Source organism: Bacteroidales bacterium (assembly GCA_035342335.1).
In the GTDB taxonomy this organism is placed as follows: domain Bacteria; phylum Bacteroidota; class Bacteroidia; order Bacteroidales; family JAGONC01; genus JAGONC01.
Genome location: DAOQWY010000007.1, coordinates 20,049 through 45,771 on the forward strand (window position 1 = coordinate 20,049; position 25,723 = coordinate 45,771).

Below are 25,723 nucleotides of genomic sequence, written 5' to 3' on the forward strand. Positions count from 1 at the left end.
CATGACCAGGTTCTTGTTTCGTATATTGTGCCTGTACACCCTGGGTTCCATTATCCTGGTTACCATCCCGGCGGAGGGGCAGAAAGTGTGCCTTGTCCTCAGCGGAGGAGGCGCCAAGGGTGTATCCCATATCGGGGTCATCAGGGCGCTGGAAGAGAACGGGATCCCCATTGATTGCATTGCCGGCACTTCCATGGGCGCCATTGTAGGAGGACTGTACGCCAGTGGCTTTTCACCGGAGGAAATGACCCGGCTGTTCATGTCAAAAGATTTCCTTTCCTGGATATCCGGTAAGATGCCCTCTTTTTATGAGTACTACTTTAAGAAGGAGGATCCCAATGCAACGTGGTTTGAAATTGATATGGATTATGAAAAAATAAAAAGTACGAGCATCCTGCCCACCAACCTGATCTCTCCCATCATGATGGATTTCGCCATCATGGAGATCTTTGCTCCGGCCAATGCCGTAAGCCGGGGTAATTTCGACAGCCTGATGATTCCTCTCAGATTCGTTGCGGCCGATGTTGAAAAAAATCAATCCCTTACGATCAGGGAGGGCGATCTGGCCACCGGCCTTCGAGCAGCGATGACCTTTCCCTTTTATTTCAAACCCATCCGGATGGACGGAAAACTGCTTTTTGACGGAGGGATGTATGATAATTTTCCGATCAAAATGGCTGTGGATGAATTTCAGCCCGACGTGATCATTGGAAGCAAGGCAGCCAGCAATTATGATCCGCCGGAGGAGGATGATCTGATATCCCAGCTGCAGAACATGCTGATGGAAAAAACCCTTTACGACGTTCCACCCGATAAGGGGGTCCTGATCAAACCTGACCTGGATCCGGTGAATGTGACTGACTTTTCACGCACTTCTGCATTTATCGACAGTGGCTATGTGGCAACCTTGCGCCGGCTGGATTCCATCAAGGCATATATCGTCAGAAGCATTCCGGAGGATTCGGTATGGAACCGCCGGGCTCAGTTTAACCGCCGGAAACCCCCGCTGGTCATCGATACCATTGCTGTGACGGGCCTGAACGAGAACCAGGCGCAGTTTGTCACCCGGTCTCTGTTGAGGAAAAGGGATACGCTCACCTCCAGCGAGTTAAGACGGGAGTACTTCAAACTTCAGACGGACAAATTATTTGAACATGTTTTCCCGGTCAGCCAGTACAATGATTCCAGAGGATTCTACAAGCTTGGTCTGGACTTTAAGAAGGAAAAGAACCTTACCCTGCAGATAGGAGGAAACCTATCGTCTTCACCAATTAACGAAGCCTATTTTGGTGCAAAGTTCAACATTCTTTCGAGTTTTTATTTCGGTTTGAAAGCCAGTGTTTACATTGGAAGGTTTTACAGTGCCGCCCAGATCGATACGAAGATAGAACTTCCCACCCGAATGCCTTTTTATTTGAAATCTTCCATTTCGTTCAACCAGTGGGACTATTTTGAAACATCCACCGTTTTTTTTGAGGACAGAGATCTTTCCTACCTCATCCAGAATGAAAACCACGTAGACGCTTATTTTGGCTTTCCGACCGGTACCAATGCCAAATTTGAATTTGGCGGCGCTGTGGCCAGGTTGCGCGATGATTACTACCCAACCAATCAATTCACCAGCAGTGACACGGCCGACCGGACCTATTTTGATTGCTTTACCCTGGGAGCACTCTATGAAATCAACACACTGAACAACAAGTACTACCCCAACTCCGGTTATGATTTTTTGATCTCATTGCGATTTGTCGGGGGGGATGAGGAACATATCCCTGGTTCAACTTCCAATGATACCGATTTTTATTACCAGCGCCATCAATGGTGGAAATTCCGGGCAAAATACGAAACCTATTTTCCCCCGGTGCGGCATCTCACATTCGGGATCTATTCCGAAGCACTGCTTTCCAGCCAGATGCTGTTCCACGATTATGTCTCCAGTGTGCTCTCTGCATCTGCTTTTCAACCGTTACCCGAAAGCAAAACGATGTTATTGCCTGAGTTCAGGACCTACAATTACGGGGCGCTTGGTGCACGGATGATCTATGCCTTTCAGAAAAACATTCACTTTCGGCTGGAAGGTTATGGATTTTTTCCGTTCCAGGAGATCCAGGAACAACCTGACTTATCCGCGGAACTGGGTGGATTATTCGAGGACCAGTACTTCATTGCCTCATCATCATTGGTTTACCATAGCCCTGTTGGACCTGTAAGTCTGAGCATGAACTTCTACGACCGGGAGGTTGACCGTTTTTCATTCATTGTGAATATTGGCTATATCCTGTTCAATAGCAGGGCCCTTCAATGATTTCTCCCCCGTCTCAGCTGGATTATTTTCCTGAAAGGTACCATCATTTTTAATTATTACTACCTTTGCACACCACTAAGGTCTTTACGTTTCACGATTGTGAAGATTTTCAATCTACTTGCCGCATTACAGGCGGGTGGATCATTTTGGTTACTTGACTTAACTATCACAATCCCCTGACAGGGAGGAGAATTCTTAATTTAAAACCATTAAGCGATGGCAGAAGAGCAGTTAACTACTAATCCTTCAGAGGAAACAACAAAAGCACAAATCATCGAAGAAGTCATTACCGATGAACCCTCTTCTAATGAAGGGCCAACCCTTGAGATACCTGATTCAGCGTTTCCCCCTCCATCCGTTTCTGAACCTGATCCAGAACCAGAACCAGAACCAGAACCAGATCTCGAACCGGAACCTGAACCGATCGATGCTCTCCCCGATGATGATGCATCATCGGAAGTTGAGCCAGAACCGGAACTGATCCTTCCGGAAGACGCTGCAGAAGAACCTGCAGTTACGGTTTCAGATCCGGAACCTTTACCTGAATCATTGGTTAATCCCCCGGAAGAACAACCAGCTCCTGAAAAGGCAGTGGAAGTGCCTGAGGAAGTACCGGCACCTGAATCGTTGGTTGAATCCTCTTCGCTGCCGGAACAACAGGAAATGACACCGGCTATCCTGGTGGAAGATCTCCAGGAATCCGTTGAAGAAGATGAAGAAGAGCCGGAAGAGGAATATGCTGAAGTAGCTGTTGAAGCTGATGAGGAATCCCTGAAAAACATCAATGATCTTTCCAGGGAGCAACTGGTGGAACTTCTTGAGGAAACGGTCAGGGAAACAGACATCAATCTAATAAAAACCCGCGTTGCCTTGATCAAAGTAGCCTTCCTGAGGCTGAGCAAAGAATACAAGGATCAACACATTGATAAATATATCCGGGAAACGGATGAAAAAACCGAACACCCGGTTACCGAAGACCCCCTCGACCTTCGTTTTGACCAGGCTTTTGAAACCTACAAACTCAACAAGGCCAAATATACCGAGGTCCAGGAGCAGGACAAACAGAAGAATCTCCAGGAAAAACTGAAGATCCTGGATGATCTGAAAGAATTGATCAACTCAGAGGAAACACTCAAGAAAACGTACGATCAGTTCAGATCGCTGCAGGATAAATGGAAGGAAATTGGCATGGTGCCAAAATCAGAGGTGAATAACCTCTGGCAGAATTACCACTTTTTAGTGGAAAAGTTTTTCGATAAGGTAAAGATCAACAAGGAATTAAAAGACCTGGATCTCCGGAAGAACCTGGAGGCGAAAGTAAAAATCTGCGAAAAAACAGAGGAATTGCTGCTGGAAACCTCTATCCTCAGGTCGTTTAAACAACTTCAGAAGTACCACGAAGAATGGAAAGAGATCGGCCCTGTCGCCCAGGACAAGAAGGATGAGATCTGGGAACGCTTCAAGACAGCCACAGACAAGATCAATGACCGCCGCAGGGAACATTACCGGAAACTCCAGGATGAACAAGAGCAAAACTATGCAACAAAACTTGCCTTGTGCGAAAAAGCTGAACAAATTGTCACGATCCGGAACAATTCACTGACCGATTGGCAAAGTACAACCCAGGAGATCTCCGAACTTCTGAAAATATGGAAATCGATCGGTCCTGCCAGTAAAAAAATAAACGACAAGATCTGGGAACGTTTTAAATCGTCCCTGGATGCCTATTTCACTGAAAAAAAGGAATATTTTGGCAAGGTCAAAGACCAGCAGATCCATAACTTTAACCTTAAACTGGACCTGTGTGTACAGGCGGAAGCACTGAAGAATAACACGGACTGGAGAAAGACAACGCAGGATCTGATACAGCTTCAGAAAGAGTGGAGAGAAATCGGCCCTGTGCCGCGTAAGCACTCAAACCGGATCTGGAAAAGATTCCGCACTGCCTGTGATGAATTCTTTGCCAGAAAAGCCAATTATTTTTCCTCCATTCAGAAGCAAGAAGAGGAAAACCTGCAACTGAAACTCAGCCTGATCAAAAAGGTACAGGATTATGAACTTATGGGGAATAAAAGCGAGGACTTGCAGGTGATCAAGGAAATGCAACGGGAATGGATGGAGATCGGCCACGTTCCGCTGAAAGAAAAGGACGGATTGCAGAATGATTTTCGTGCGGCGATCAACAAGCATCTGGATAAACTGAAGGTCGATGCCATGGAGATCAATACGCTCTCTTTCAAGGCGCATTACGAGTCGGTCAGGGATGTCCCGGATGCTAACCGTATTCTGGGCAAGGAAAGGGGAACACTGGTCAATAAACTCAGTAAACTGAAAGAAGATATCGCTCTTTGGGAAAATAACATCGGATTTTTAGCCGATTCCGTGAATGCCCAGATCCTTAAAAAAGAATTTGAGAAGAAAATTGAAAACGCCAAAAAGGAAAAGGCCATTCTGGAGGCAAAGATCAGGATTTTAAACGGGCAGCGGTCATAGGTTGAATGGCGGCTCGCCTGACAGGCAAGACTTTGGTAGGGTTTCCCGACTGACTACATGCGTCGAATCACAATGAAAAGATTTTTTAAAATCGTCCTGATCGCAGTTGCGGTTCTGATGCTATTACTGCTCATCCTTCCCGTGATCTTTAAGGGACATTTGATCGAGTTTACAAAAAAACAGGCCAACAACAGGCTTAACGCCACCATGTCCTTTACGGGCGGACACGTGATTCTGCTGAAGAGTTTCCCGCTCCTGACCCTGGAGCTGGATACATTCATCATCGCAGGAAAAGAGCAGTTTGCAGATGACACCCTGATCAATACACCTTCATTGACAGTGGGCTTTGACCTGATGAGCCTGTTCGGTCAGCAGTATGAAATTGTGAAGATCAAAATGCAAGACCCTTCCATTCTGCTTAAAGTTACGGAAAACGGAGAGGTGAACTGGGATATCCTGAAAGAGGATGAAAAAGCAGGAGACGCTGCGGAGAACCTGGCTGCCGCTGAGGAAAGTGCTTCTTACGTACTGCAAATGCGACGGGTCGATCTTTTGAATGCACACCTGGTCTATCTGGACAAAAGTGTGGATATGCTTCTTGAAGCCAGTCGGATGAACCTGACCTTTTCGGGCGATTATACGGTAGATCAAACCGATCTGACAGCCCGGGCGAAAATGGATGAGTTTTCCCTCACCTATGCGGATCTTCCCGTCCTGCAAAAAGTTAAAACCGATCTGTCGTCGGTCATCCATGCCGATTTCATCAACGAAAAATACACCTTCAGCCAGTCAATCGTTTTGCTGAATGAAATCCCGGTCGCCATTGAGGGCTACTGGGCAGAACCGAATGAACAGGTTGAAATGGATCTTAGCTTCAAAACCGGAAAACGCGGTTTCAAGGAATTTCTTTCGCTGGTCCCGGCCATTTATGCGAAAGATTATGATAAGGTCAGCGCATCAGGCGATCTTTCAATCGATGGATTTATCCGCGGCCGGTACACGGAAGAATCATTTCCATCCTTTGGCCTGAAGATAGACATTTCAGAGGGAATGTTTCATTACCCGGATCTCCCGGCGAGCGTTTCCAATATCCTGCTGAAAGCTTCTGTTGACAATCCTGGCGGAACCATGGACAATACGGTCATAGTGGTTGATCCACTGCACCTTGTCCTTGCCGGTAATCCGGTCAGTGCAAACCTGTCGGTCCGTCATCCGGTATCGGATCCTGACATCCAGGCGGCATTGAAGGGAAAGATTGACCTGGAAACCATCCAAAAAGTATATCCTCTTGATCCAGGGCAGGATTTTGCGGGTGTTGTTTCAGCGGATGTCGCAATAAAAGGTAAAGTGTCGGACTTTCAGAGTACGAATTTCAAGAACATCCACGCCAGCGGTACCATGGAAGCAACAGGTGTTACGATCCATCCTTCTGCTGAAAGTCAGGCTGTCCGGATTTCGAAAGCATTTCTTGAATTACGGCCCGAAAAGATACAGGTCACCGACCTGGCATTGAGTTACGGGGCCAGCGACATCACGGCAAAAGGGTATCTTGAAAATTACATACCCTATCTTCTTGATGGAGACTTGCTGACAGGACAGTTCAGTACATCCTCCAAATTTATGGATATCGATTCTCTCATCGCCGACCTGTCGCCTTCAGGTGCGGGACAGCAGGGAAAAGCTCCTGATACAGCCACCCTGGTTTTCAATGTGCCGTCCAATATTGATTTTTCGCTGTATTCCACCTGTGAAAAATTAAATTACAATGCTGCAAGCGTTGAGAACGTAGAAGGCTGGCTTAGCCTTCAGAACCAGGAAGTCAGGATCAGGGATCTGAAAATGGATCTGCTGGGAGGATCCATTGCACTGGACGGGCTTTACTCTGCAGTTGTACCCGGGCAGGCAGGTGTTCAGCTCTCCCTGAAATTGCTGGGATTTGATGTTCAGCAGTCCTATAATTCCCTGCAGATGATCCACGCATTTGCACCGGTAGCGCAAAAAACAAAAGGCAGCTTTTCCGCTGGTCTGTCACTTTCAGCCAAACTGAACGACAGATTAAGGCCGGTTTTGAGCAGCCTGTCCAGTACGGGAAACCTGTCGTCATCCAAAGTGGTGATCGAAGACCTGCAGATCTTTAATCAGATCGCGGAAACACTCAAAATTGAAAAGCTGAAAAATGCGACCATTGATGCCCTGAATTTTTCATTTGAACTCCTGGAAGGAAAAGCCCACGTAAGGCAGTTTCCCTTTAAAATGGGATCCATCGGGGCTGTCCTGAGCGGTTATACATCCCTGGATCAGGAGATCAACCTGATACTGGCCCTTGAGATCCCCCGATCAGAATTCGGTACCCATTTCAACGAAGTGATGGACGACCTGGCCAGTCAGATCCAGAAAACCGGAATGGACCTGGAACTGGTCAGTAAGGTCAACGTGGATGTGATCATTGGCGGAACACTTACCCGCCCTACGATTAAAATCGGGTTGAAGGAAGCCATGGGAAACATCGTGGAGGAGATCAAATCGCAGGTGGAGGAGGAGCTGCAGGAAAAGAAGGAAGAAATGGAAGCGAAACTCATGGAAGAAGCTGGTAACTACATTGCCAAAGTTGACGCTGAAGCACAGCAGCTTATTCAGGAAGCGGAAAAACGGGCCAATGAGGTAAAATCGCTGGCACGCCAGTCGGCCGACCGGATCCGCCAGGAGGCTGATTCCACCGCTGTGAAGCTGGTGGAGGAGGGGAAGAAAAATGGAAAAATTGCTGAACTTGCTGCGGTCGCTGCAGCGGATCAGATGAAGAAGGAAGCCGGCAAACAGGCAAACCGGCTGGTTGAAGAAGCTGACACCAGGGCAGATGCCATCATCCGGGAAGCCCGCGATCAAGCCAGCAGAATGAAGCAGGAAGCCCGGGTGAAATTTGGTCTAGCTGACTGATTGTCAACCTGTATATGAAGATCCGGATCAGGATTTTCCTTGTTAAATTTTGTTAAATGGATGATCCTGCCTTTCCGGGGATTTTTCTAAATTTTTTTATTTTGCAAAAAATTTAATTCGAGGATTATGGATATTATCGTTGAAAATTTTACCAAAAAATACGGAACCCAGAAAGCAGTCGATAATATTTCCTTTGTGGTCAAGGCAGGAGAGGTGCTTGGCTTTCTGGGACCAAACGGAGCGGGTAAGACGACCACGATGAAGGCCATCACGACCTTTTTTGCTCCGACATCGGGTGATATCCGTCTTGGCAACGTATCGGTCAGGGAGAATCCTGAGGAAATCAAGAAGCATATCGGCTATCTTCCCGAAAACAATCCCCTTTATTCCGATCTTCCGGTGATCGATTATCTGAAGTTTGTGGCGGGTCTTTACCTGATCCCCAAGTCGAAGGTAAAGGAGAAGATCCTTGAGATGGTCACGCTGTGCGGGCTCGAAGGAGAGAAACACAAAAAGATCGGTGAGCTTTCCAAGGGATACAAGCAGCGGGTCGGCCTTGCCCAGGCGCTGATCCATGACCCGGATGTGCTCATACTGGATGAGCCTACGGCCGGGCTGGATCCAAACCAGATCGTCGAGATCCGTGAACTGATCAAAAAAATAGGGAAACAGAAAACGGTCATTCTCAGCTCGCATATTTTGGCGGAGGTGGAGGCCACCTGCGACAGGATCCTGATCATCAACAGGGGAAGGATCGTTGCCGACGGTACCCCGGCCACCCTTCGGCAACGTGCACAGGGTAACGAGGTCCTTAAGGTGACCATTGAAGGCGGAGATCGTAACGAAGTGTTTAAGGCACTCAGAGAAATGCCTTCTGTTGAAATGGTGGATCTGGTCAGGGATGAAAGCAATGGATTCGAGATTCACAGCCAACATGATCATTCCTCCCGAAAGGCTGTCTTCCAGCTATGCGTCAGGAATAAATGGTTCCTGACGGAAATGACCCCCTACCAGACCAAACTGGAAGATGTGTTCCGCGAACTGACCATGAACTGACCGGATTTAAACAAACATTCAATCAATCATTGAAACAAACTACCTATGAAAAAAATCTGGGTGATTACAACCAAAGAGCTGAGCACCTTCTTTGACTCGCTGATGGCATATATCATGCTGGTCCTTTTCCTGGGATTCAGCGGTTTCTTTACGTGGATCTATGGTGCGGATGTTTTTCTTGTCAACCAGGCAAGCCTGCAGTCTTTTTTTGGAATAGCCTACTGGACACTGTTCTTCTTCATACCGGCACTGACCATGCGCATGATGGCCGAGGAACGACGGTCAGGCACCATTGAGCTGTTGTTGACACGTCCTGTGAGCGACTGGCAGGTGGTCGCCGGAAAGTTCCTGGCAACTTTCATCCTGATCCTGGTCGCCCTGCTTTTGACATTACCGTACTACATAACGGTTTCAACCCTCGGCCCGATCGATCATGGTGCCGTCTGGACGGGTTACCTTGGACTTTTGTTGATGAGTGGCGCCTATATAAGCATCGGTTTGTTTGCCAGCAGCGTTTCATCCAACCAGATCGTGGGTTTTCTGCTTGCACTGTTTATCGGGATTTTCTTTCATATCATCTTTGAAGTGCTGGGCGCAAACATTTCCGGATTCTTCGGAAACCTGTTCTCTTACCTGAGCATGTCAACACATTATGAATCCATTGCCCGGGGCGTCATTGACACCAAGGACCTGATCTATTTTTTCAGCATCATATTCCTTGGCCTGATTGCAACGGAGGCAGTCTTATCCAAACGTAACATCGCGGAAAACTAATTGACAGATCATTAAGCGTTACAGAGATGAAAAAAACGAGAAAATCATTCCTTTATCAGATCCTGTTGATCGCAGGTGTTGTGCTTCTGATCAATATTCTGGCAGATAGCTATTTTGTGCGGCTCGACCTGACATCCGATAACCGGTACACGCTCAGCAAAGCCACCAAAAACATCCTCAGGAACCTGGACGCCCCTGTGACGGTGACGGCCTATTTCACCGAAGATCTGCCTCCTCAGATGGTAAAGGTGAAAAAGGATTTCAAGGAGCTGCTCATCGAGTATGCCAGCATCTCGAAAGGAAATGTGGTATACGAATTCATTGATCCGGCCAGGGATGACCAGACAGAAGTGAAAGCCCAGCAGCAGGGCATACAGCCGGTATTGATCAATGCCCGGGAAAAAGACCAGATCAAGCAGCAGAAGGCTTACCTGGGGGCAGTGGTGCAAATGGGGGAAGAAGCAGATGTTATCCCTTTCCTGCAGCAGGGATCGGCCATGGAGTTTGCACTCTCTTCCAGCATCAAGAAGTTGTCGGTACAGGATAAACCGGTGATCGGGCTGATGCAGGGCCACGGCGAACCTTCGATGGGCGCCATGCCGCAGGTGATGGGTCAGCTGAGCATTCTCAACAGCATCGAACCCGTTTACCTGAATGATTCGAGCGATGCCCTGCTTAATTACAAAACCATCGCGATCGTTGCACCGGCGGATTCATTTCCTGCCAGTCATCTGAACCAGCTGGATGCTTTCCTTGCCAGGGGAGGCAATCTGTACATCGCGCTGAACAGAGTTCTTGCAGATTTCAATACCCTGAACGGATCTGTGGTGAATACGGGCCTGGAAACATGGCTTCGCAGTAAAGGCCTGAATGTCGGGGAAGATTTTATCGTGGATGCACAGTGTCAGTCGGTTGGTGTACGACAGCAGCAGGGGATGTACAGCATAACAACCCCGGTGAGGTTTCCCTACCTCCCCATCATCACTAAGTTTGCTGATCATCCGATCACAGCAGGGATTGAATCCGTTGTTTTCCCGTTCCTCAGTTCTATCCAATATACAGGGGATACATCGGTGTCGTTCACTCCGCTCGCTTACACAAGCGACAAATCGGGAACCCGGTCAGCGCCTTTGTACCTGGATTTTCAGCGTAACTGGGCTCAGGATGATTTTCCGATGTCGGCCATCACCGTTGCAGGTGTGCTGGAGGGACGAATTGCCGGCAACGCCTTTTCGCGGATCATTCTGATCACCGACGGAGATTTTGCCGTGAACGGAGAGGGAAACCAGGCCCAGCAGATCCAGCAGGATAATGTGAACCTGATGGTCAACTCCATGGATTACCTGTCGGATGATACCGGCCTGATCGAACTCCGTACTAAAGGAGTGACCTCACGGCCGCTGGATCAGATTGATGACGGCAAGAAAAGTATGCTGAAATATGTCAATTTTCTGTTGCCTATTGTGCTTATCGTGATTTTTGGGATTCTCCGGATGCAACGCAACCGGAACCTGCGTGTTAAAAGAATGGAGGAAGGCTATGTTTAAAAAACTTGATTACCGTATTCTGCTGGTCACCCTGCTGATACTCGCCGCAGTTTTTATCATCACCAGAACCGTCAGAAAGGATGAGCGGACCTTCAGAAAGGAGCTGGTTTCATTTGCTCAGGATGAAATCACGGAGATACTCTTTACTCCTGATCCCGTAAAGAAAGACCAGGTACGGCTGCAGAGGCAGTCGGAGGGTGTCTGGAAGGTGTACGCGGGTGATAAAGCCTTCAATGCGGATACGGCCATGATCAGCGGAATGATCCGTTCGCTGAACAATCTGAAGCCCTTTCGTGTGGCTGCTATGAACGAATCGAAATGGAACGATTTTCAGGTGGATGACTCGACGGGGATCAGGGTCAAACTGTTGAGAAATTCAGAAGAAATGGCCGACCTGGTCATCGGCAGGTTCTCCTATAAGCCACCTGAGGGGCAGCAGTCGATGTACGGACAGGGTCAGGGCCAGATGACCTCCTATGTCCGGCTCTATGATGAGAAGGAAGTGTATGCAGTCGACGGGTACCTGCGGATGGGCTTTCAACCCAATGTCAACAGCCTGCGTGATAAGGCCCTTGTCAGAGCAAAACGGGATGACATTTCCCGGGTGACCTTTTCAAAACCGGGAACATTATCCTATACACTCGAGCGACAGGGTGCAGGATTCACCATCAATGGAATCCCGGCAGATTCCGCAGCATCGGCGAGCTATCTCTCGGCGATCACGCGGTTATCCAGCCAGGATTTCCTGAACGATGTGCCAACCGGACCTGCCTCGGGATATTCGGTCAAAATTGAAGGCAACAATATGCTCCCGGTCGAGATCGTTGCCCATACCGCTGATACCCTCAACAAATACATCCTGACTTCCAGCATCAACCCCGGAACGTTGTTCAGCGGTTACGGGAAAAGCAAGCTCTTCGAGAAGATCTTCGTTCCGGTGGAGAAATTTGTTAAAAAAGAACTGGTCGCTCCGGGGATCTGAGAACGGTGGATGACGATTATTTTTCTTTTCTGAACCTCAGTTTTCCATCCGGGGTCATCTTTTCGGTGGCATACTGAAAGATCAGTCGCGGAGCTGCATCTTTCCATTTCAACAGGAATTTTTCTGTGTCGTCGGGATTTTTCTTCCAGGCTTCACGCAAAAACCAACCCAGTCCCTGGTGTACTTCCCTTTCTTTGTCCATCATCAGGGAATCGATGAATTGAAAAAGTTCATTGAAGTTGGGATGCGTTTTCAGCAGCTTGATCATCGAAACGGGCACTGCCCTCCGCTGGAATTTGTTTTCTGCTGTTTTCCAGGAAGCCAGGTCAAGATAGGTGATCAGGCCTTTTTTGTAAAAGAGGGCAATGATTTCACTGCAGATGACGTCACAATGAGCCCAGTTGTTGATGCCGGTCTCGAACCATTCGCCGATGACCTCGAAGGTGGAACGCGTAAAATGTTTATGGTAATGACGTAAAAGAAGCGCTGCAAAACTGGTCAGTTCGTACTCGGGTAATCTGACCAGCAAGCGGCCTGTTCCAATCACCAGATCCATCGACATTTCCGGTTTTTGAAGGATCTCATCCACTTTGGCGTAGAGCAGATCCTGGGTAAGGCCATAAGCCTGATATCCGTTTTTAAAATAGCGGGAGTACTTTTTGACAATGTCATCGTTTGCGTGCTGACGGCAATAGAGGATGATTTCATTTAAGAGCACTTCCTGTGTCATTGGAGCATGTTTTTGATTTTTCTGAGGCTACCGCTGGTTTTTGCAGGTTTTATATCCAGTATGCGGGCGATAAGCGAATAAACATCCAGGTTGCTGAACGAAGGCTGAGTGTAGCCGGTCTTGAAGGAGGGGCCCATGGCATAAAAGATGGCGTGCATGTCGGGGTTTTCAGGGACATACCCGTGGGTGCCGCCTGTTTCATATTTTCCTCGTCGATCCCATCTGACCGACCATCCGCTGTCGGCCACGACAACCAGGTCGCCACATCGGGGATTCTTCCCGTAATGAAGGTAGCAGGGGACTTTTCTGGCTTTCCAGGTGGTAATGTGGTCAACGCTACGCAGAGCGTCATAGGCCAGGTCCAGACAGTCTTCCGATGTGGTAATATTATAGTTTGGATTCCCACCCTGGTAATTTTCGATCCAGCCCTCCTGAAGATGATCAGAAAGGAAAACCACTTTTTCTTCAGATATGCTTCCCATTCCGTGATCGGAGAGAACGATCAGGTTGATGAGCGGATAATGGGGTAATTGACGGAGTTTGTGGATCAGAACACCGATCAGGCTGTCCATGACATGGATCGTACTGTCCGTCTGGCGGCTGATGGGGCCATAAGCATGTCCGATAGCATCCGGTTCTTCAAAATAGAGCGTGACCAGATGCGGGCGTTCATCTTCTGGCAGCGATAACCAGTGAATCACGGTATCGATCCTTTCACCGAAGGAGATCTGCTTGGAGTATTCTTTCCAATAGGTTGGCCGGATGCCCTTGATGGGTGCTTCGGATCCCACCCAGAAAAAGCAGCCGGTGGTGACGTTCTGCTTTTCGGCAGTAACCCAGATGGGTTCACCTCCGTAAAAATCAGGATTGGTGACCGCCTCACGTTTCCGGATATAATATTCTTCATCCATCCACGGATCATAGAAGCTGTTGTTGACGATGCCGTGTTCGTCGGGATACAGTCCGGTCGCAATGGAATAATGATTCGGGAAGGTCTTGGTGGGGAAGCAGGGGATCAGTGCCTCGGCCCTGACACCGTGCTGTGCAATGTAGTCGAGGCTGGGGGTTGATGCCCTTGCAGGGTAATCCCATCGGAATCCATCCGTGGAAACCAGGACGACATAGTTGTTCTGACCTTCCGAATGGGAAAAGATCAAAAAGCAAAAAGCAAAGATCAAAGATCTGATCGTTCTCAAGTCTATGTTATTTTTGTTCAACTGATATTTTGCGAAGATATAAAAAAGCCCTGTCTGGATGACCGGGCAGGGCTTTTTTAGTTCTAAGAGGTTTTTTTAGAAGGAATACCTCAGACCGATCTGGGCACCCCAGGTACTGGTGGTTGACAGCACATTCGTATAGGTTTCCGTCGGAAGTTTCTTGTTCACCTGGTTCATCTGGAACATGGGGACACCATCATCGTTGACCTTGATGTACTTGAGCAGTGTGATGTCGTATGTCCCGAGGACCTGTGTTTTATAGGCACCCCAATCGGAATTCAATAAGTTGCCAATATTCAGCAGGTCGAGGCTGAACTGCAGGGTATGCCTTCTGTCTTTCCCGAAATCGGTGAAGACATCCTGAAGGATCCTCAGGTCAAGGCGCCCCAGCCAGGGCATCAGGACTCCGTACCGTTCGGCATATTCCCCTTTGTGTTCCTTGAGGTAACTGTCCTGTTCAACATAGTTCCAGAAAGCTGTATTCTGTTCTTCTGCCGTATAGAGGATGTTTTCGCCACTTGTAATATCCGTAAAGATGATTTCGGATGCATCCTTAGGAATATACATCAGGTCAGCCGTATTTCCATCCCCGTTCATATCATTGGAATAAATATAATCGAGCCTGCCCTGGTGTCTCCCGACATAGGTGAGCGAAAAGGTCGTTCCGAGGTGTTTCACGTACTCCACATTGTAGGAGAGGGTTGCCACAACCTTGTGAGGAACGGCAAACTGCGAGAAGCTCAGGCCCGGGTCGTTCTGGTGAATGACCGCCGGGTTGCTCTGCCATGCTGAATTGGCTGCAGATCCCGGATTGGCCGTAATGTCCTTGGCAATCGAATAGGTATAACTGAAGGAACCAAAGAATCCTTTGGTGAAGGGTTTATTCAGGATGAACATGAAAGAGTAGGCATGGCCCTGGTTGTCATAGTCCAGTGCTTTGGCATTGTCGAGGACCATTGCCGTGGAAATGCCGGTATTGATCCGGCGCCCGGAGGAACCCCCTACAAATCTGGGGCGATTATCCGGGCCGGCAAACGTTTCGGCAGGGATCGCCTGGTTGGCGTTGCGCTGGATGATCGCATTGATGTCCTTGGTGTACATCCCTTCAACGGTCATTTCAAGATCCCAGAAAGGCAGCTTGAAATCAACGGCGAGGTTGGATCTCCATACCTGTGGCATTTTGAAATCTTTATCCACCACGGCGATGTTTCCGGGGGCCGAAGTGCCACCTTCTGAAGGGAATTCACCTTCATAAGCCAAAGGATCTGTATTAAAATGAATATTCGACAGAAATGCGCTGTCGTTGGCGAAATTCTTTTCAACAGTATTCTGCAGGGTACCGCTGTTGGTCGGCTGATTGGTGAACCATACAAAGGGTAGCCTTCCGGTGAAGATCCCTGTACCTCCACGTACCTGCAGGGTACGGTTTCCAAGGGCATCCCAGTTGAAACCAACCCTGGGCGACACCATCAGTTTGGAATTCGGCCAGCTGCCCACATCCAGTGTTTCGTCATTTCCGTCCAGATCTTTGAAGGTCAAAGCTGCAATGGCTGCGTTTTCAAATGGGTCGTCAAAGTAGAACGGCATTTCCAGTCTCAGTCCGATGGATGCTTTAAAATTATCCGTAAATTGGATCTCATCCTGGGCGTAAAGGCTTCCCCAGCCAAAATTCAACTCGGCATAGCCGTCGCCGGCACCTTCGTAGGGATACGTAAGACCATAAGCAATGGGGGCGGCATCCTCCATGAAGTCCGCCACGGAAGCATAGCGGTAATAGCTGGTGCCGTAACGTTTGTAGCTGTTCCCGAAATACAGGTGTTCAAAGGAAATGCCGGCCGTAAACGTATGGATGCCGAGAAAATAGGAGAGGTTGTCGGTGATGGTGAAGATGTTGTTCTTTACATCATTCTCAAACGTAAACAGTTCATATCCGAAGCTCATGTAGGGATCTCCGCCTTCATAAATATCAACAAACGGGAACAGATCGCTGTTACTTCCCCTGGTATCGCGGATCTTGGTATAGGTGACAAGGAACTTGTTGGCCATTTTCTTTCCAAGCACGCTGTTCAATTCGCCTGTGAGTGATCCCACGGTGTTGAGGAAGTTATAATTTGCATTTTGGAATGCCATCGACCTGGCGCTGATTCGTCCCCAGGATGAGCGGGGAAGAGGGGCGCTCGTGGCATTCACTTGCTGGTCGTTGGTTGAATGAACATAGTTGTAACGAACGGTCAGCTTGTGGTTTTTGTGGAGGTTCCAGTCAACACGGGCCAGCAGTTTATAATTCTGGCTAGCAAAGTCACCAAAGCCCTGGTAAGGGCCCGGATCATAATTATAGTTGTCTTTAAGGAAGTTGCTGATGGTCTCCAGATCATTCACCGTTGTCCTGGAGATGTATTTAGTGGCATCGGCTTCAACACCATTCTCAGGATCGCTGGGGCTCCAGAGAATGCCGGGATAAATGGATTTTTCCCACTCCCCGTTGACAAAGAAGAAGAGTTTATCCTTAATGATGGGACCACCGAGGCGGGCTCCTACATTGTAAAATGTGTTGTCAGTCAGTTTAAGGGTGTCAGCTCTGTCCTCTCCAACGTATTTTCCGTTGAATTTTTTATTCCGGTAGAACGTATAAACTGAACCTTCCAATGTATTGTTACCGGAACGGGTGACCGCATTGACATTGCCCCCCGTGAAATTGGATTGGGTAATGTCATAGGGGGCAACGTTAACAGACACTTCTTCGATCGCATCGAGACTGATGGGCTGAGCATCACCACCGGGCAGGGCTTTGGAACTCAGTCCAAAGTTATTGTTGAAATTGGCGCCGTCGATCGTAATATTATTGTACCTGCCATCCTGACCGGCGATACTTCTGCCGTTTACCTGCGGAGAGTATTTGACATAATCGTCGATAGAACGACTGATGGAAGGCAGTGAGGATATCTGCTCACGTGTGATGTTGCTGACAGATCCCATACGGTTTCCATCAAACAGATCATTGCGCGCTCCTACAACTTCCACACCGGGGATCTGGGATATCTCCTCCACCAGCGTTCCGTTCAATCCATAGGTCTGACCCAGGTTCAGGTAGATGTTTTCGATTACCTGGTTCTTGTATCCAACGAATGAAATGGTCACTTTATACGGTCCTCCGACGCGCATATTCAGGATCCTGTAGAATCCGTCAGGATCCGTTACGGTTCCGTACATGGATCCGGATGATTCGTGGGTGACGATCACGGTCGCACCCGGCAGAGATTCATTGTTCATGTTCGTCACCCGGCCATTGATCCCCGAGGTGGTTACCTGGGCAATGGTCCACGACTGGAACAGGACAATCGCTGTAAACAGCAGGATAAATTGGTACAGATTTTTCATAAACAAAAGGTTTTGAGTTAATTACTATTTTGATTTTTGACATTTTTATTCGCCCCTAAAATAAAAAATCCGTGTTAACTGAACATTAATCCTGTCTAAAGTTATTCAGCGTCCTGGTCATGCCACTCAAAGGGATGATTCCTCCGGATGGGAGGGGAGGTTTCTGACCGTGCTGCTTCAGAATCTGTCAATATACTTAAATTCAGTAAGTTATAAATGAACGGATGGCGAATCCGGTGAAAAATCCGGTAACGGATCCAGCAGGCGCGAATGTTAATTAAATGTTGAAAACTACGAAAGGACGGAGCTATCTAATTTGTTAACTAATTTAAAAACAAATACTTACGCTTAAATCGACATTGTTATTAACGTGTTGATAAATGATTTCATTAGAAAGGTGGGTGCAGTCACGGGAGGATGTCCTTAATGATGCCCGGAATGACGTGCAGAACGTTGGGGGCTGCCACTCTCCGGTATTCAATCCAGATAACACTTCACCAACCGCAACGTGTGGCTGTAGGTCCTGGTATCGTGATTAAAGATACCCTGATGGTCCAGGGTATCGATCCGTACGGATCCGGAAGCATGGATGATCTTACCCTGTGGCAGGACAATGCCAGTGTGAATGATCCGGCCTTCACCGTCATCAAAGAAAGCGAGGTCGCCGGGGCCTGCTTCGGAAACAAACGTGCGGGATTGCCCTTGCAAGGCCTGTTGCCACGCATCCCTGGGCAACGCTATGCCGGATAAACGATATACCATCTGGGTGAAACCGGAACAATCCATCCCAAACGGCGTCCTCCCTCCCCACATATAAGGAACGCCTTCGTACATCATGGAAAAATCTGTGATTAACGATCTGGAGCAATGATCTTTCCATTTGACGGCATAACCCTCGAACTGGAAAGTTTTACCGGCCAGGGTCAGCCGGTGGTTCTGCATTCCCGGCAGGGAACTGCCGGCAACCACCAATGTTTTCAGTCCATTCGGTTCCCTTAAAATGGCGATCGGTTCGGCCACAAGGTATAACCCGCCGTTATTCAGCCGGTCGTATGATCCGTTGTCGATGGGCGTTATCTGTTTTCCATTGACCCAGCCTGCATACCCGTCGTATGCGATTTTGATTTTTAACCATCCATTCAGGTCATCCGTTATTTCCACCCACTCACCAAAGAGGAGCTGGCTGACCATTTCAGATCGGTCGGACGCTTCGGCCCTTACAGGCACAATGCTTTGCAGACAAACAGCATATTCCATTGAATTTCGGTGATTGAACTTGTTCGTGCAGGTAAAATTACAATTTTTTTGAAAGGGATTGCCTTTCAAGGTACGCTCTTGTTTCCGGTCCAATGTTGAACAGGAGATCGATGACGCTCAGATTGGCAATGAATCCGAATTTATGCTGAAATACCTGGCTATAGGGTTCTGCAGGTCTCCCGTCTGCCAGATCGGTTGACAGGCCGCACCGCAGATCCCTGCCATACGATCCTGGGGTCATGTAGCGTTCTGAAAGCGAGAAACGAATGTCAATCCCTGCCAGTTTACAGATAAGCCTGAACAGGTCCGTATTAAAATTGACAAGGAAGGTGGATGATTTGTTGTAAAGATAGTGGAAGTCATCCTTGTAGTAAAGAAAATAAGGAGATGACCGGTAAGCTGATTCGATGGCGCGCCAGTGATGGATTTGCCAGCGTTGCGCGTTGTCGGTTTCAATGGCCGTTACCGGAGTGTGATTGCCCAGAACCTTCTTAACCGGGATGATCAGCGAAAGTTTGCCGTTGGCCGAACCGATGGTGGCCCGGTTCCGGCAGGTCTGTTTGACGTAATGTTCGTGGATGTCGATGATTACCCGGTCACTTCGGATCACTTGTGTCATGTAAGCGATGGAAGGCAAGTAAGCCGTGGGCGCCACGACAGGTTCCATCAGGAGGCTTCCTTGCCCAGGAGGATGTCGTCAATGGCCTGCCTGAGCGAATTCTTGGGCAATGCACCCACTGCCATCTGAGGCTGTCCGTTCATCGGGCAGAACAGCATGGAAGGGATGCTGCGGATGCCAAAAACGGAGGAAAGTTCCTGCTCGTCTTCGGTGTTGACCTTATAGATGTCTATTTTGCCATCATATTCCTTGGAAAGTTCTTCCAGGATAGGGGCGACCATTTTACAGGGTCCGCACCAATCGGCATAAAAATCGATCACGCAGGGTAACTTCCCCTCAAACTTCCATTCCTGGTTCTCTTCGTAATTGAAAATTTTTTTAAGAAATGTATCTTTTGTCAGATGTTCCATGTCGTTTCCTTTCTATTATCACAATGATTAATGAACAAGCAGCACTTCATTGATGGCCTGGACGAAGGTGGGTTTTGGCAATGCCCCGACCGACATCTGTGGCTCTCCGTTTTTTGGTACAAAAAGCACCCTGGGTATGCTGGTCACATTGAATACCTGTGCCAGCTCCCTTTCAACCTGTGTATCAATTTTATATACATAGATCTTTCCCTTGTATTCTGCGGCAAGCTGATCCATGATGGGGGCAACCATCTTGCAGGGTTTGCACCAATCGGCGTAAAAATCGATGATGCAGGGTTTGTCCCCCTCGTACACCCACTGATCCGGATTCTTTTCATAATTCCAGACTTTCTTGATGAACGTCGCCTTTGTCAGCATAATCACTTTGCCTTCTTCTCCCTCGGGAAGATCAGGGACTGCTGAAGCAGTTTGCACCTCTGGCTGAGGATCCGACAAGCCTGACACCGCTTTATTTCCGTTCGTATTGCTGCAGCTGACGATCATCAGCCCTGCAAACAACAAACTTACCATAGTGATTTTTTTCATAAATGCTGTTGAGATTTTAAAAGTGAGCCCTTGCGTTATCAAATTTCGTGCAAAATTATATAAATTTCTACATATGATTTTCCTCAAAATGATTTCCGGGAATTTGACGATTTTTAAAATGCACGTTATCAGTAAATTAATACTTTCTTGCATTGAACTGCATCATTTGACCTTACATGCAGGATATACGTGCCACTTTGTAACGCTGAAATGTCGATGGATGTTGTACATTCGTTTTCAGTGACTGTCCACGCAGATTGGCAGGCGACCTGCCCGGTGAGCGTCAGCATTGTCATGATGACGGAGGTTGGCTTACCGGATCGCATCCTGATGAACAGTCTCTCCTTCACTGGAACAGGGTAGACTTCCATCTGGTTTTCCCCGGAGGCGGGACTTATTCCGTTAATGTATGTTTCGTAGTAGGCTTCCCATCCGCCGGCGGTCAGGTCTGAATTTGTCACAAACATGATCAGCATTTTGCCGCTGGGGCAGGATACCGGTCCGGGCAGGTCGGATCCTGAAAAGGATCCAAGCATCGTCATTGATTGCAGATCGTATACTTTCACGATGTCGCCGGATTCTTCCGTATCGAAAGAGGTGAAGGTCAGATGCAAACTTTCTGCTGACTCTGGCAGGATGCGCCACTGGCAGACCGAATTGTTGCCATAGTGGAAGGTGCCGCTTCCGTCGCTGATCTGACCCTCGGATTCCGTCACTGTGGTAATGCCGCTGCACCAGACAGGCGAATATGACAGGTAGGTGCAGGCCCATCCGGACTCCTCTGACAGATTGTCAGTTGTAAAGGTAACCAGCATCTGGTTGGATTCAGAGGAGATCGCAGATGGCAGCGATGACCCCGAAAAGTTTCCCAGAAGGGGATGGCTGGTCGTACTGCCGTCATAAACCCGGAGCGTGTCGCCCGGGGCTGTCTGAAACTGGTGGAAGGTCAGTGCGATCCCTGCAACCGAATCCTGAGCAGTCTGCGGATCGATGAGCCAGGAGCAGAACGTATTTGGCTCATAATCCGCCACCGGGCCACTTCCGTCGCCAAACGAACCCGCCAGGGCACGCAGTGTGTCGGGGCCGCTGCAGAAAGGCGGATAGTTGTAATTCAGGGTGTCGGGGAAACAATTGATGATCAGTTCCTGCGCGTAATTGAAATCTGAACCGCCCGGCGCCAGTTCGTCCAGCAGGAAGAAACCGTCAAGGTACCCGCTCCAGCCCCAGTTCATGTGAAAATATTCCCCCTGGTATCCATCCACCACAAATCCATGCCCGCTGGTATAGGTATAGTCTGCCCAGCCGGCATAATAGCAGGGCATGGCCCGGTCGAGGTGGGCAACAACCAGGCTGTCCCAGTCCATGCTGGTCGAATCACGGTACACATACTGTGTCTCAGGTGCATACTTGAAATAGGTCCTGTAAGAGTAGGCCGCTTTATGGTTCCACATCCCCGAGGACGAAGGCCCGTAATCCATATCCACCGAAACACCGATGTGAAAGAGCAGTTCGGCAATGGCCTCGTTGCTGGATTGGGCGTTATTCGTCATGTTGTTCCAGTCGTAGGTGGTGTTCGCGAAATCTGCACTGATTTCGCCGTAATCCGGATGGGAATAGGTATACGAACCCGTACCGGTGACCGGCCAGCGGTAGTAATACATCAGCTGTCCCATGGCGGTGGCAACGCATCCGGCCAGGCAATGGCCATGCGGCCCGTCAGGATCTTCCGGGCATCGGATATTGTAGGGATAATCCTGGTTCCAGGTTGACGCGAGCAGGGGCTCCACCTCACGGCCGTTGAAAATGGTCAGCCCGGAAGCGTCTTCCACAGAAAATGCTTCCCAACGTTTTAGAATATTTTCATCAGGTGCAGCACCGTTACGAACGACCCAGAGGAGCTCTTCCTCATAGTGTGCCATCCACGAACGGAAATTACAGGGTTGATCCTGTTCCCCAAAGGTACCTGAAAGAGAATACCCAATGACAGGGGGAACGGATTCCCGGGCAGGAACAATGACATAGCCGTCCGGTTTGAGATTGAAAACATAATAAAGCACGGTGTCGTTGACTGCCTTGCGGAATTCATCTTCAATGGCAATGGAATGGAACGGGACGAGCGAATGCTGATTGATCCGCTGATAAAAAAAATTCTTTGCTACCAACCTGGCTCTATCCATTTGCACAGACTGGGAAAGGGCAGGGTGGATGTTCGGCCCGAGCAGGAGGATCAGGAATAGGAACAGAACTTTTCGCATGATTCATTGTTTAAAAAGCCCTCTAATGTATGAAAAATCCTGATGTCCCGGTGGAAATGTCGGGATGGAGGTGCAACTTTTATGTCATCTCGGTGATTTTTGTTAATTTCGCCTGTCAGGAATTTCTGAATGCTTGCACAGTTAGGATGTTATTCATCAAAAACATAAAAGAATTGATCCAGGCCGGGGACGGGCCCCGCCGTAAAGTCAGTGGTCAGGAAATGGCCATTCTTCCTACGGTCAAAGATGCATACCTTTTCATCCGGGATGGATTGATTGCCGATTTCGGTGCGATGAAAGACATACGTGAATCATCTTATCGCGATCATTTTTCATCCTGCCGGGTGATTGACGCCGCCGGCAGAATGGTCCTGCCGTGCTGGTGCGATTCGCATACCCATCTGGTCTATCCTGCCAGCCGCGAAATGGAATATGTTGACAAGATCAGGGGATTGTCGTATGAAGAAATAGCCAGAAGAGGGGGAGGGATCCTGAACACGGCAGCGAAACTGCAAGCTGCTTCCGAAGAGGAACTGATCATTGACGCACTGAAACGCATTCAGGAGATCATTCGTTACGGTACCGGGGCCGTGGAAATCAAGAGCGGTTATGGGCTTTCGCTGGAGGGGGAGGTCAAGATGCTGCGGGTCATCAAAAAGCTGAAAGCAATGACCCCGGTGACCATCAAGGCCAACTTCCTGGGTGCGCACGCCATACCGATGGAGTACCGGTCAAACAAAGAGCGTTACGTGGATCTGGTGGTCAACGAAATGATCCCCTATGTGACCCGGGAGAAATTGGCCGATTTTGTGGATGTGTTCTGCGACAGGGGTTTCTTCACGGTGGAGGATACCGACCGGATTTTGACGGCAGCGGTTGCTGCAGGCTTAAAACCCAAGATCCACGCCAATGAGCTGGATTTTTCCGGAGGCGTACAGGCAGGCGTGAAACACGGAGCCCTTTCTGTTGATCACCTGGAACATACGGGTGAGGAGGAGATCCGTGCATTGCTCGGATCGCATACCATGCCGGTCATCCTGCCGGGTGCCGCTTTCTTTCTTGGCCTGCAGCCGGCGCCCGCGCGCAGGATGATCGACGCAGGATTACCCCTGGCCATGGCCAGCGATTTCAATCCCGGCTCCTCTCCATCCGGAAATATGCAATTCATCCTGTCGCTGGGCAGCATCGTCTATAAACTTCTCCCGGAAGAGGGCATTCATGCGGTGACCATCAACGGAGCCTATGCCATGGATGTTGCCGATTCGCTGGGCAGCATCGCCAGAGGGAAAAAAGCGAATGTATTCATTACTGTTCCCATACCGTCGTATCAGTACCTGCCTTATTCTTTTGGGGATAATAAAGTGGAAACCGTGATTCTCAACGGGGAGGTGGTCAGCACGTAGAGGTCGGCGGTCGGCGGTCAGCAGTCAGCAGCCTGTCCTGATGAGCGAAGCGAAATCAGGATCAGCAATTTAACAATTTAATAATTTGACAATGAATCAGCTTATTGAATGTGTGCCGAATTTCAGCGAGGGCAACGATATGGGGATCATCCGGCAGATCACCGGTCAGATCGAATCTGTTGAAGGAGTGCGTTTACTGGATGTGGATCCGGGAAAGGCGACGAACCGCACGGTTGTGACCTTTGTGGGTGAGCCCGACGGCGTTCTTGAAGCTGCCTTCCTGGCCGTCAAAAGGGCGTCGGAAGTCATTGATATGCGTTTTCATAAGGGTGAGCATCCGCGTTTTGGAGCAACGGACGTCTGCCCGCTGGTTCCCATCCGTGGTATCACGATGGAAGAAGTGGCCGAACTCGCACGAAAGCTGGCCCGTCGCATAGGTGATGAGCTGGGCATTCCGGTTTACTGCTATGAAAATGCTGCTTTTACGGAGGAACGGCGCAATCTGGCCAACTGCAGGGCGGGGGAGTATGAAGGGCTGCCCGAAAAGCTGCGGGATCCGAAGTGGAAACCGGATTTCGGACCCGACGCTTTTGCCGAACGTGTGGCCCTGTCAGGTGCCACAGCGGTGGGTGCCAGGGATTTTCTGGTGGCCTATAACATCAATCTGAACACCACCTCTGTCCGCCGCGCCAACGCGGTGGCCTATGATATCAGGGAAAAAGGACGGCCGGTGAGGGATGGACATCCCATCACCGGAACGATCAAAAAAGATGAGAATGGCCAGGACATTTATGTCCCGGGAGCTCTCAAGGCCTGCAAAGCCATCGGCTGGTTCATTGAAGAGTATGGAATAGCCCAGGTTTCGGTCAACCTTACCAATATCCGGATCACTCCCGTGCACGTTGCTTTTGAGGAAGCCTGCCGCAGTGCCGAAAAAAGGGGAATGCGGGTGACAGGCTCGGAACTGGTCGGTCTCATACCACTTCAGGCCCTGCTTGACGCGGGAAAATATTTTCTGGGGAAACAACAGCGATCTGCCGGGATTTCTGAAAAGGAGCTGATCAAGATTGCCGTCAAATCACTGGGTCTGGATGATCTGAAACCATTCAGGCCTGAAGAAAAGATCATCGAGTATCAATTAAAAGATGCTACGGAGCAAAAGTTGATCGACCGGTCTGTACAGGCATTCACCGAGGAAACAGCCTCTGAGAGCCCTGCTCCCGGAGGCGGATCCGTTTCCGCTACCGTTGGGGCGCTGGGCGCTGCCCTTGGTACCATGGTAGCCAATCTTTCGTCACATAAAGCTGGCTGGGATGAGCGGTGGGAAGAATTTTCGGGCTGGGCGGAGAAAGGACAGCGACTGGTGACGCGGCTCCTGTTCCTGGTGGACGAGGACACGCGGGCCTTCAACAAGATCATGGAGGCATATGGCCTGCCGAAGAAAACAAAGGACGAGGCAGCTGCCCGGAAACGGTCCATCGAAGATGCATCCAGATACGCCATTCAGATTCCCTTCCAGGTAATGGAGACGGCACTGGCTTCGATGGAGATCCTCAAAGCCATGGCTGAATCGGGACTGCCGGCATCCATTTCCGACGTGGGGGTGGGCGCTCTTTGTGCACGCACGGCAGTGATGGGTGCTTTCCTGAATGTCAAGATCAATGCTGCCGGCCTCGACGACCGGACGTGGGCGGAGAAAATGATCGGCAACGGAATCCTGATCGAACAAAAAGCCCTTGAATCGGAACGGGCAATCCTGGAAATCGTGGCAAAAAAAATCTCACCTCACAGCTGAGAAACTGCAGACCCGAGAACCT

General features: G+C 49.2%; 17 protein-coding genes. 9 read left to right on the forward strand and 8 right to left on the reverse strand.

What is annotated here, in order from left to right; translation table 11 throughout:
* The first annotated feature begins 1 nt into the window (after nt 1).
* The 7 genes from PKI34_05195 to PKI34_05225 all read left to right on the forward strand — a co-directional run bounded on the left by PKI34_05195 (nt 2) and on the right by PKI34_05225 (nt 12,091).
* Nucleotides 2–2,305, forward strand: a complete 2,304-nt coding sequence (locus PKI34_05195) for a patatin-like phospholipase family protein (protein ID HNS17196.1) — start codon at nt 2–4, stop codon at nt 2,303–2,305.
* 216 nt (nt 2,306–2,521) lie between these two features.
* Entirely contained in the window at nt 2,522–4,798 is a 2,277-nt protein-coding gene (locus PKI34_05200) for a DUF349 domain-containing protein (protein ID HNS17197.1), read from the forward strand.
* Between the two features lie 72 nt (nt 4,799–4,870).
* Nucleotides 4,871–7,732: an AsmA-like C-terminal region-containing protein gene (locus PKI34_05205; GenBank protein ID HNS17198.1), complete on the forward strand. Its 2,862-nt coding sequence runs from the start codon at nt 4,871–4,873 to the stop codon at nt 7,730–7,732.
* Between the two features lie 126 nt (nt 7,733–7,858).
* Nucleotides 7,859–8,788 (forward strand): ATP-binding cassette domain-containing protein, encoded by a 930-nt coding sequence (locus PKI34_05210; protein HNS17199.1) that lies wholly within the window; start codon nt 7,859–7,861, stop codon nt 8,786–8,788.
* A gap of 45 nt (nt 8,789–8,833) precedes the next feature.
* Nucleotides 8,834–9,562, forward strand: a complete 729-nt coding sequence (locus PKI34_05215; protein ID HNS17200.1) for an ABC transporter permease subunit — start codon at nt 8,834–8,836, stop codon at nt 9,560–9,562.
* Nucleotides 9,563–9,588: 26 nt separating this feature from the next.
* Nucleotides 9,589–11,109 carry a Gldg family protein gene (locus PKI34_05220; protein HNS17201.1) on the forward strand — a complete coding sequence of 507 codons (1,521 nt, stop codon included), beginning with the start codon at nt 9,589–9,591 and terminating at the stop codon, nt 11,107–11,109.
* Complete coding sequence (locus PKI34_05225; protein ID HNS17202.1) at nt 11,102–12,091, forward strand: DUF4340 domain-containing protein; 990 nt, start codon at nt 11,102–11,104, stop codon at nt 12,089–12,091. The genes PKI34_05220 and PKI34_05225 overlap by 8 nt, the downstream gene beginning before the upstream one ends.
* Before the next feature lie 16 nt (nt 12,092–12,107).
* Here PKI34_05225 and PKI34_05230 read toward each other — a convergent pair whose 3' ends face one another.
* From PKI34_05230 to PKI34_05265, 8 genes are all read right to left on the reverse strand, one after another.
* Nucleotides 12,108–12,821: a DNA alkylation repair protein gene (locus PKI34_05230; protein ID HNS17203.1), complete on the reverse strand. Its 714-nt coding sequence runs from the start codon at nt 12,819–12,821 to the stop codon at nt 12,108–12,110.
* Nucleotides 12,818–14,017, reverse strand: a complete 1,200-nt coding sequence (locus PKI34_05235; protein HNS17204.1) for an ectonucleotide pyrophosphatase/phosphodiesterase — start codon at nt 14,015–14,017, stop codon at nt 12,818–12,820. Before PKI34_05235 ends, PKI34_05230 begins: the two co-directional genes overlap by 4 nt.
* Before the next feature lie 96 nt (nt 14,018–14,113).
* Complete coding sequence (locus tag PKI34_05240; GenBank protein HNS17205.1) at nt 14,114–17,416, reverse strand: carboxypeptidase regulatory-like domain-containing protein; 3,303 nt, start codon at nt 17,414–17,416, stop codon at nt 14,114–14,116.
* Nucleotides 17,417–17,893: 477 nt separating this feature from the next.
* A complete protein-coding gene (locus PKI34_05245) occupies nt 17,894–18,673 on the reverse strand; it encodes a C40 family peptidase (GenBank protein HNS17206.1) in 780 nt (259 codons plus the stop codon).
* Between the two features lie 37 nt (nt 18,674–18,710).
* Nucleotides 18,711–19,340: a WbqC family protein gene (locus PKI34_05250; protein HNS17207.1), complete on the reverse strand. Its 630-nt coding sequence runs from the start codon at nt 19,338–19,340 to the stop codon at nt 18,711–18,713.
* A complete protein-coding gene (gene trxA, locus PKI34_05255; protein ID HNS17208.1) occupies nt 19,340–19,702 on the reverse strand; it encodes a thioredoxin in 363 nt (120 codons plus the stop codon). The genes PKI34_05250 and trxA (PKI34_05255) overlap by 1 nt, the downstream gene beginning before the upstream one ends.
* Before the next feature lie 27 nt (nt 19,703–19,729).
* On the reverse strand, nt 19,730–20,248 hold the full coding sequence (gene trxA, locus PKI34_05260; protein ID HNS17209.1) for a thioredoxin: 519 nt from the start codon (nt 20,246–20,248) through the stop codon (nt 19,730–19,732).
* Between the two features lie 128 nt (nt 20,249–20,376).
* Nucleotides 20,377–22,503: a C10 family peptidase gene (locus tag PKI34_05265; protein HNS17210.1), complete on the reverse strand. Its 2,127-nt coding sequence runs from the start codon at nt 22,501–22,503 to the stop codon at nt 20,377–20,379.
* A 146-nt stretch (nt 22,504–22,649) separates the two neighbouring features.
* Here PKI34_05265 and hutI point away from each other — a divergent pair, with 146 nt between their 5' ends.
* Together hutI and ftcD are read left to right on the forward strand one after the other, a co-directional pair.
* The gene (gene hutI / locus PKI34_05270) at nt 22,650–23,906 is read left to right on the forward strand and encodes an imidazolonepropionase (protein HNS17211.1); all 1,257 of its coding nucleotides are present in this window, start codon (nt 22,650–22,652) and stop codon (nt 23,904–23,906) included.
* 91 nt (nt 23,907–23,997) lie between these two features.
* The gene (gene ftcD, locus PKI34_05275; protein ID HNS17212.1) at nt 23,998–25,701 is read left to right on the forward strand and encodes a glutamate formimidoyltransferase; all 1,704 of its coding nucleotides are present in this window, start codon (nt 23,998–24,000) and stop codon (nt 25,699–25,701) included.
* Nucleotides 25,702–25,723 lie beyond the last annotated feature (22 nt).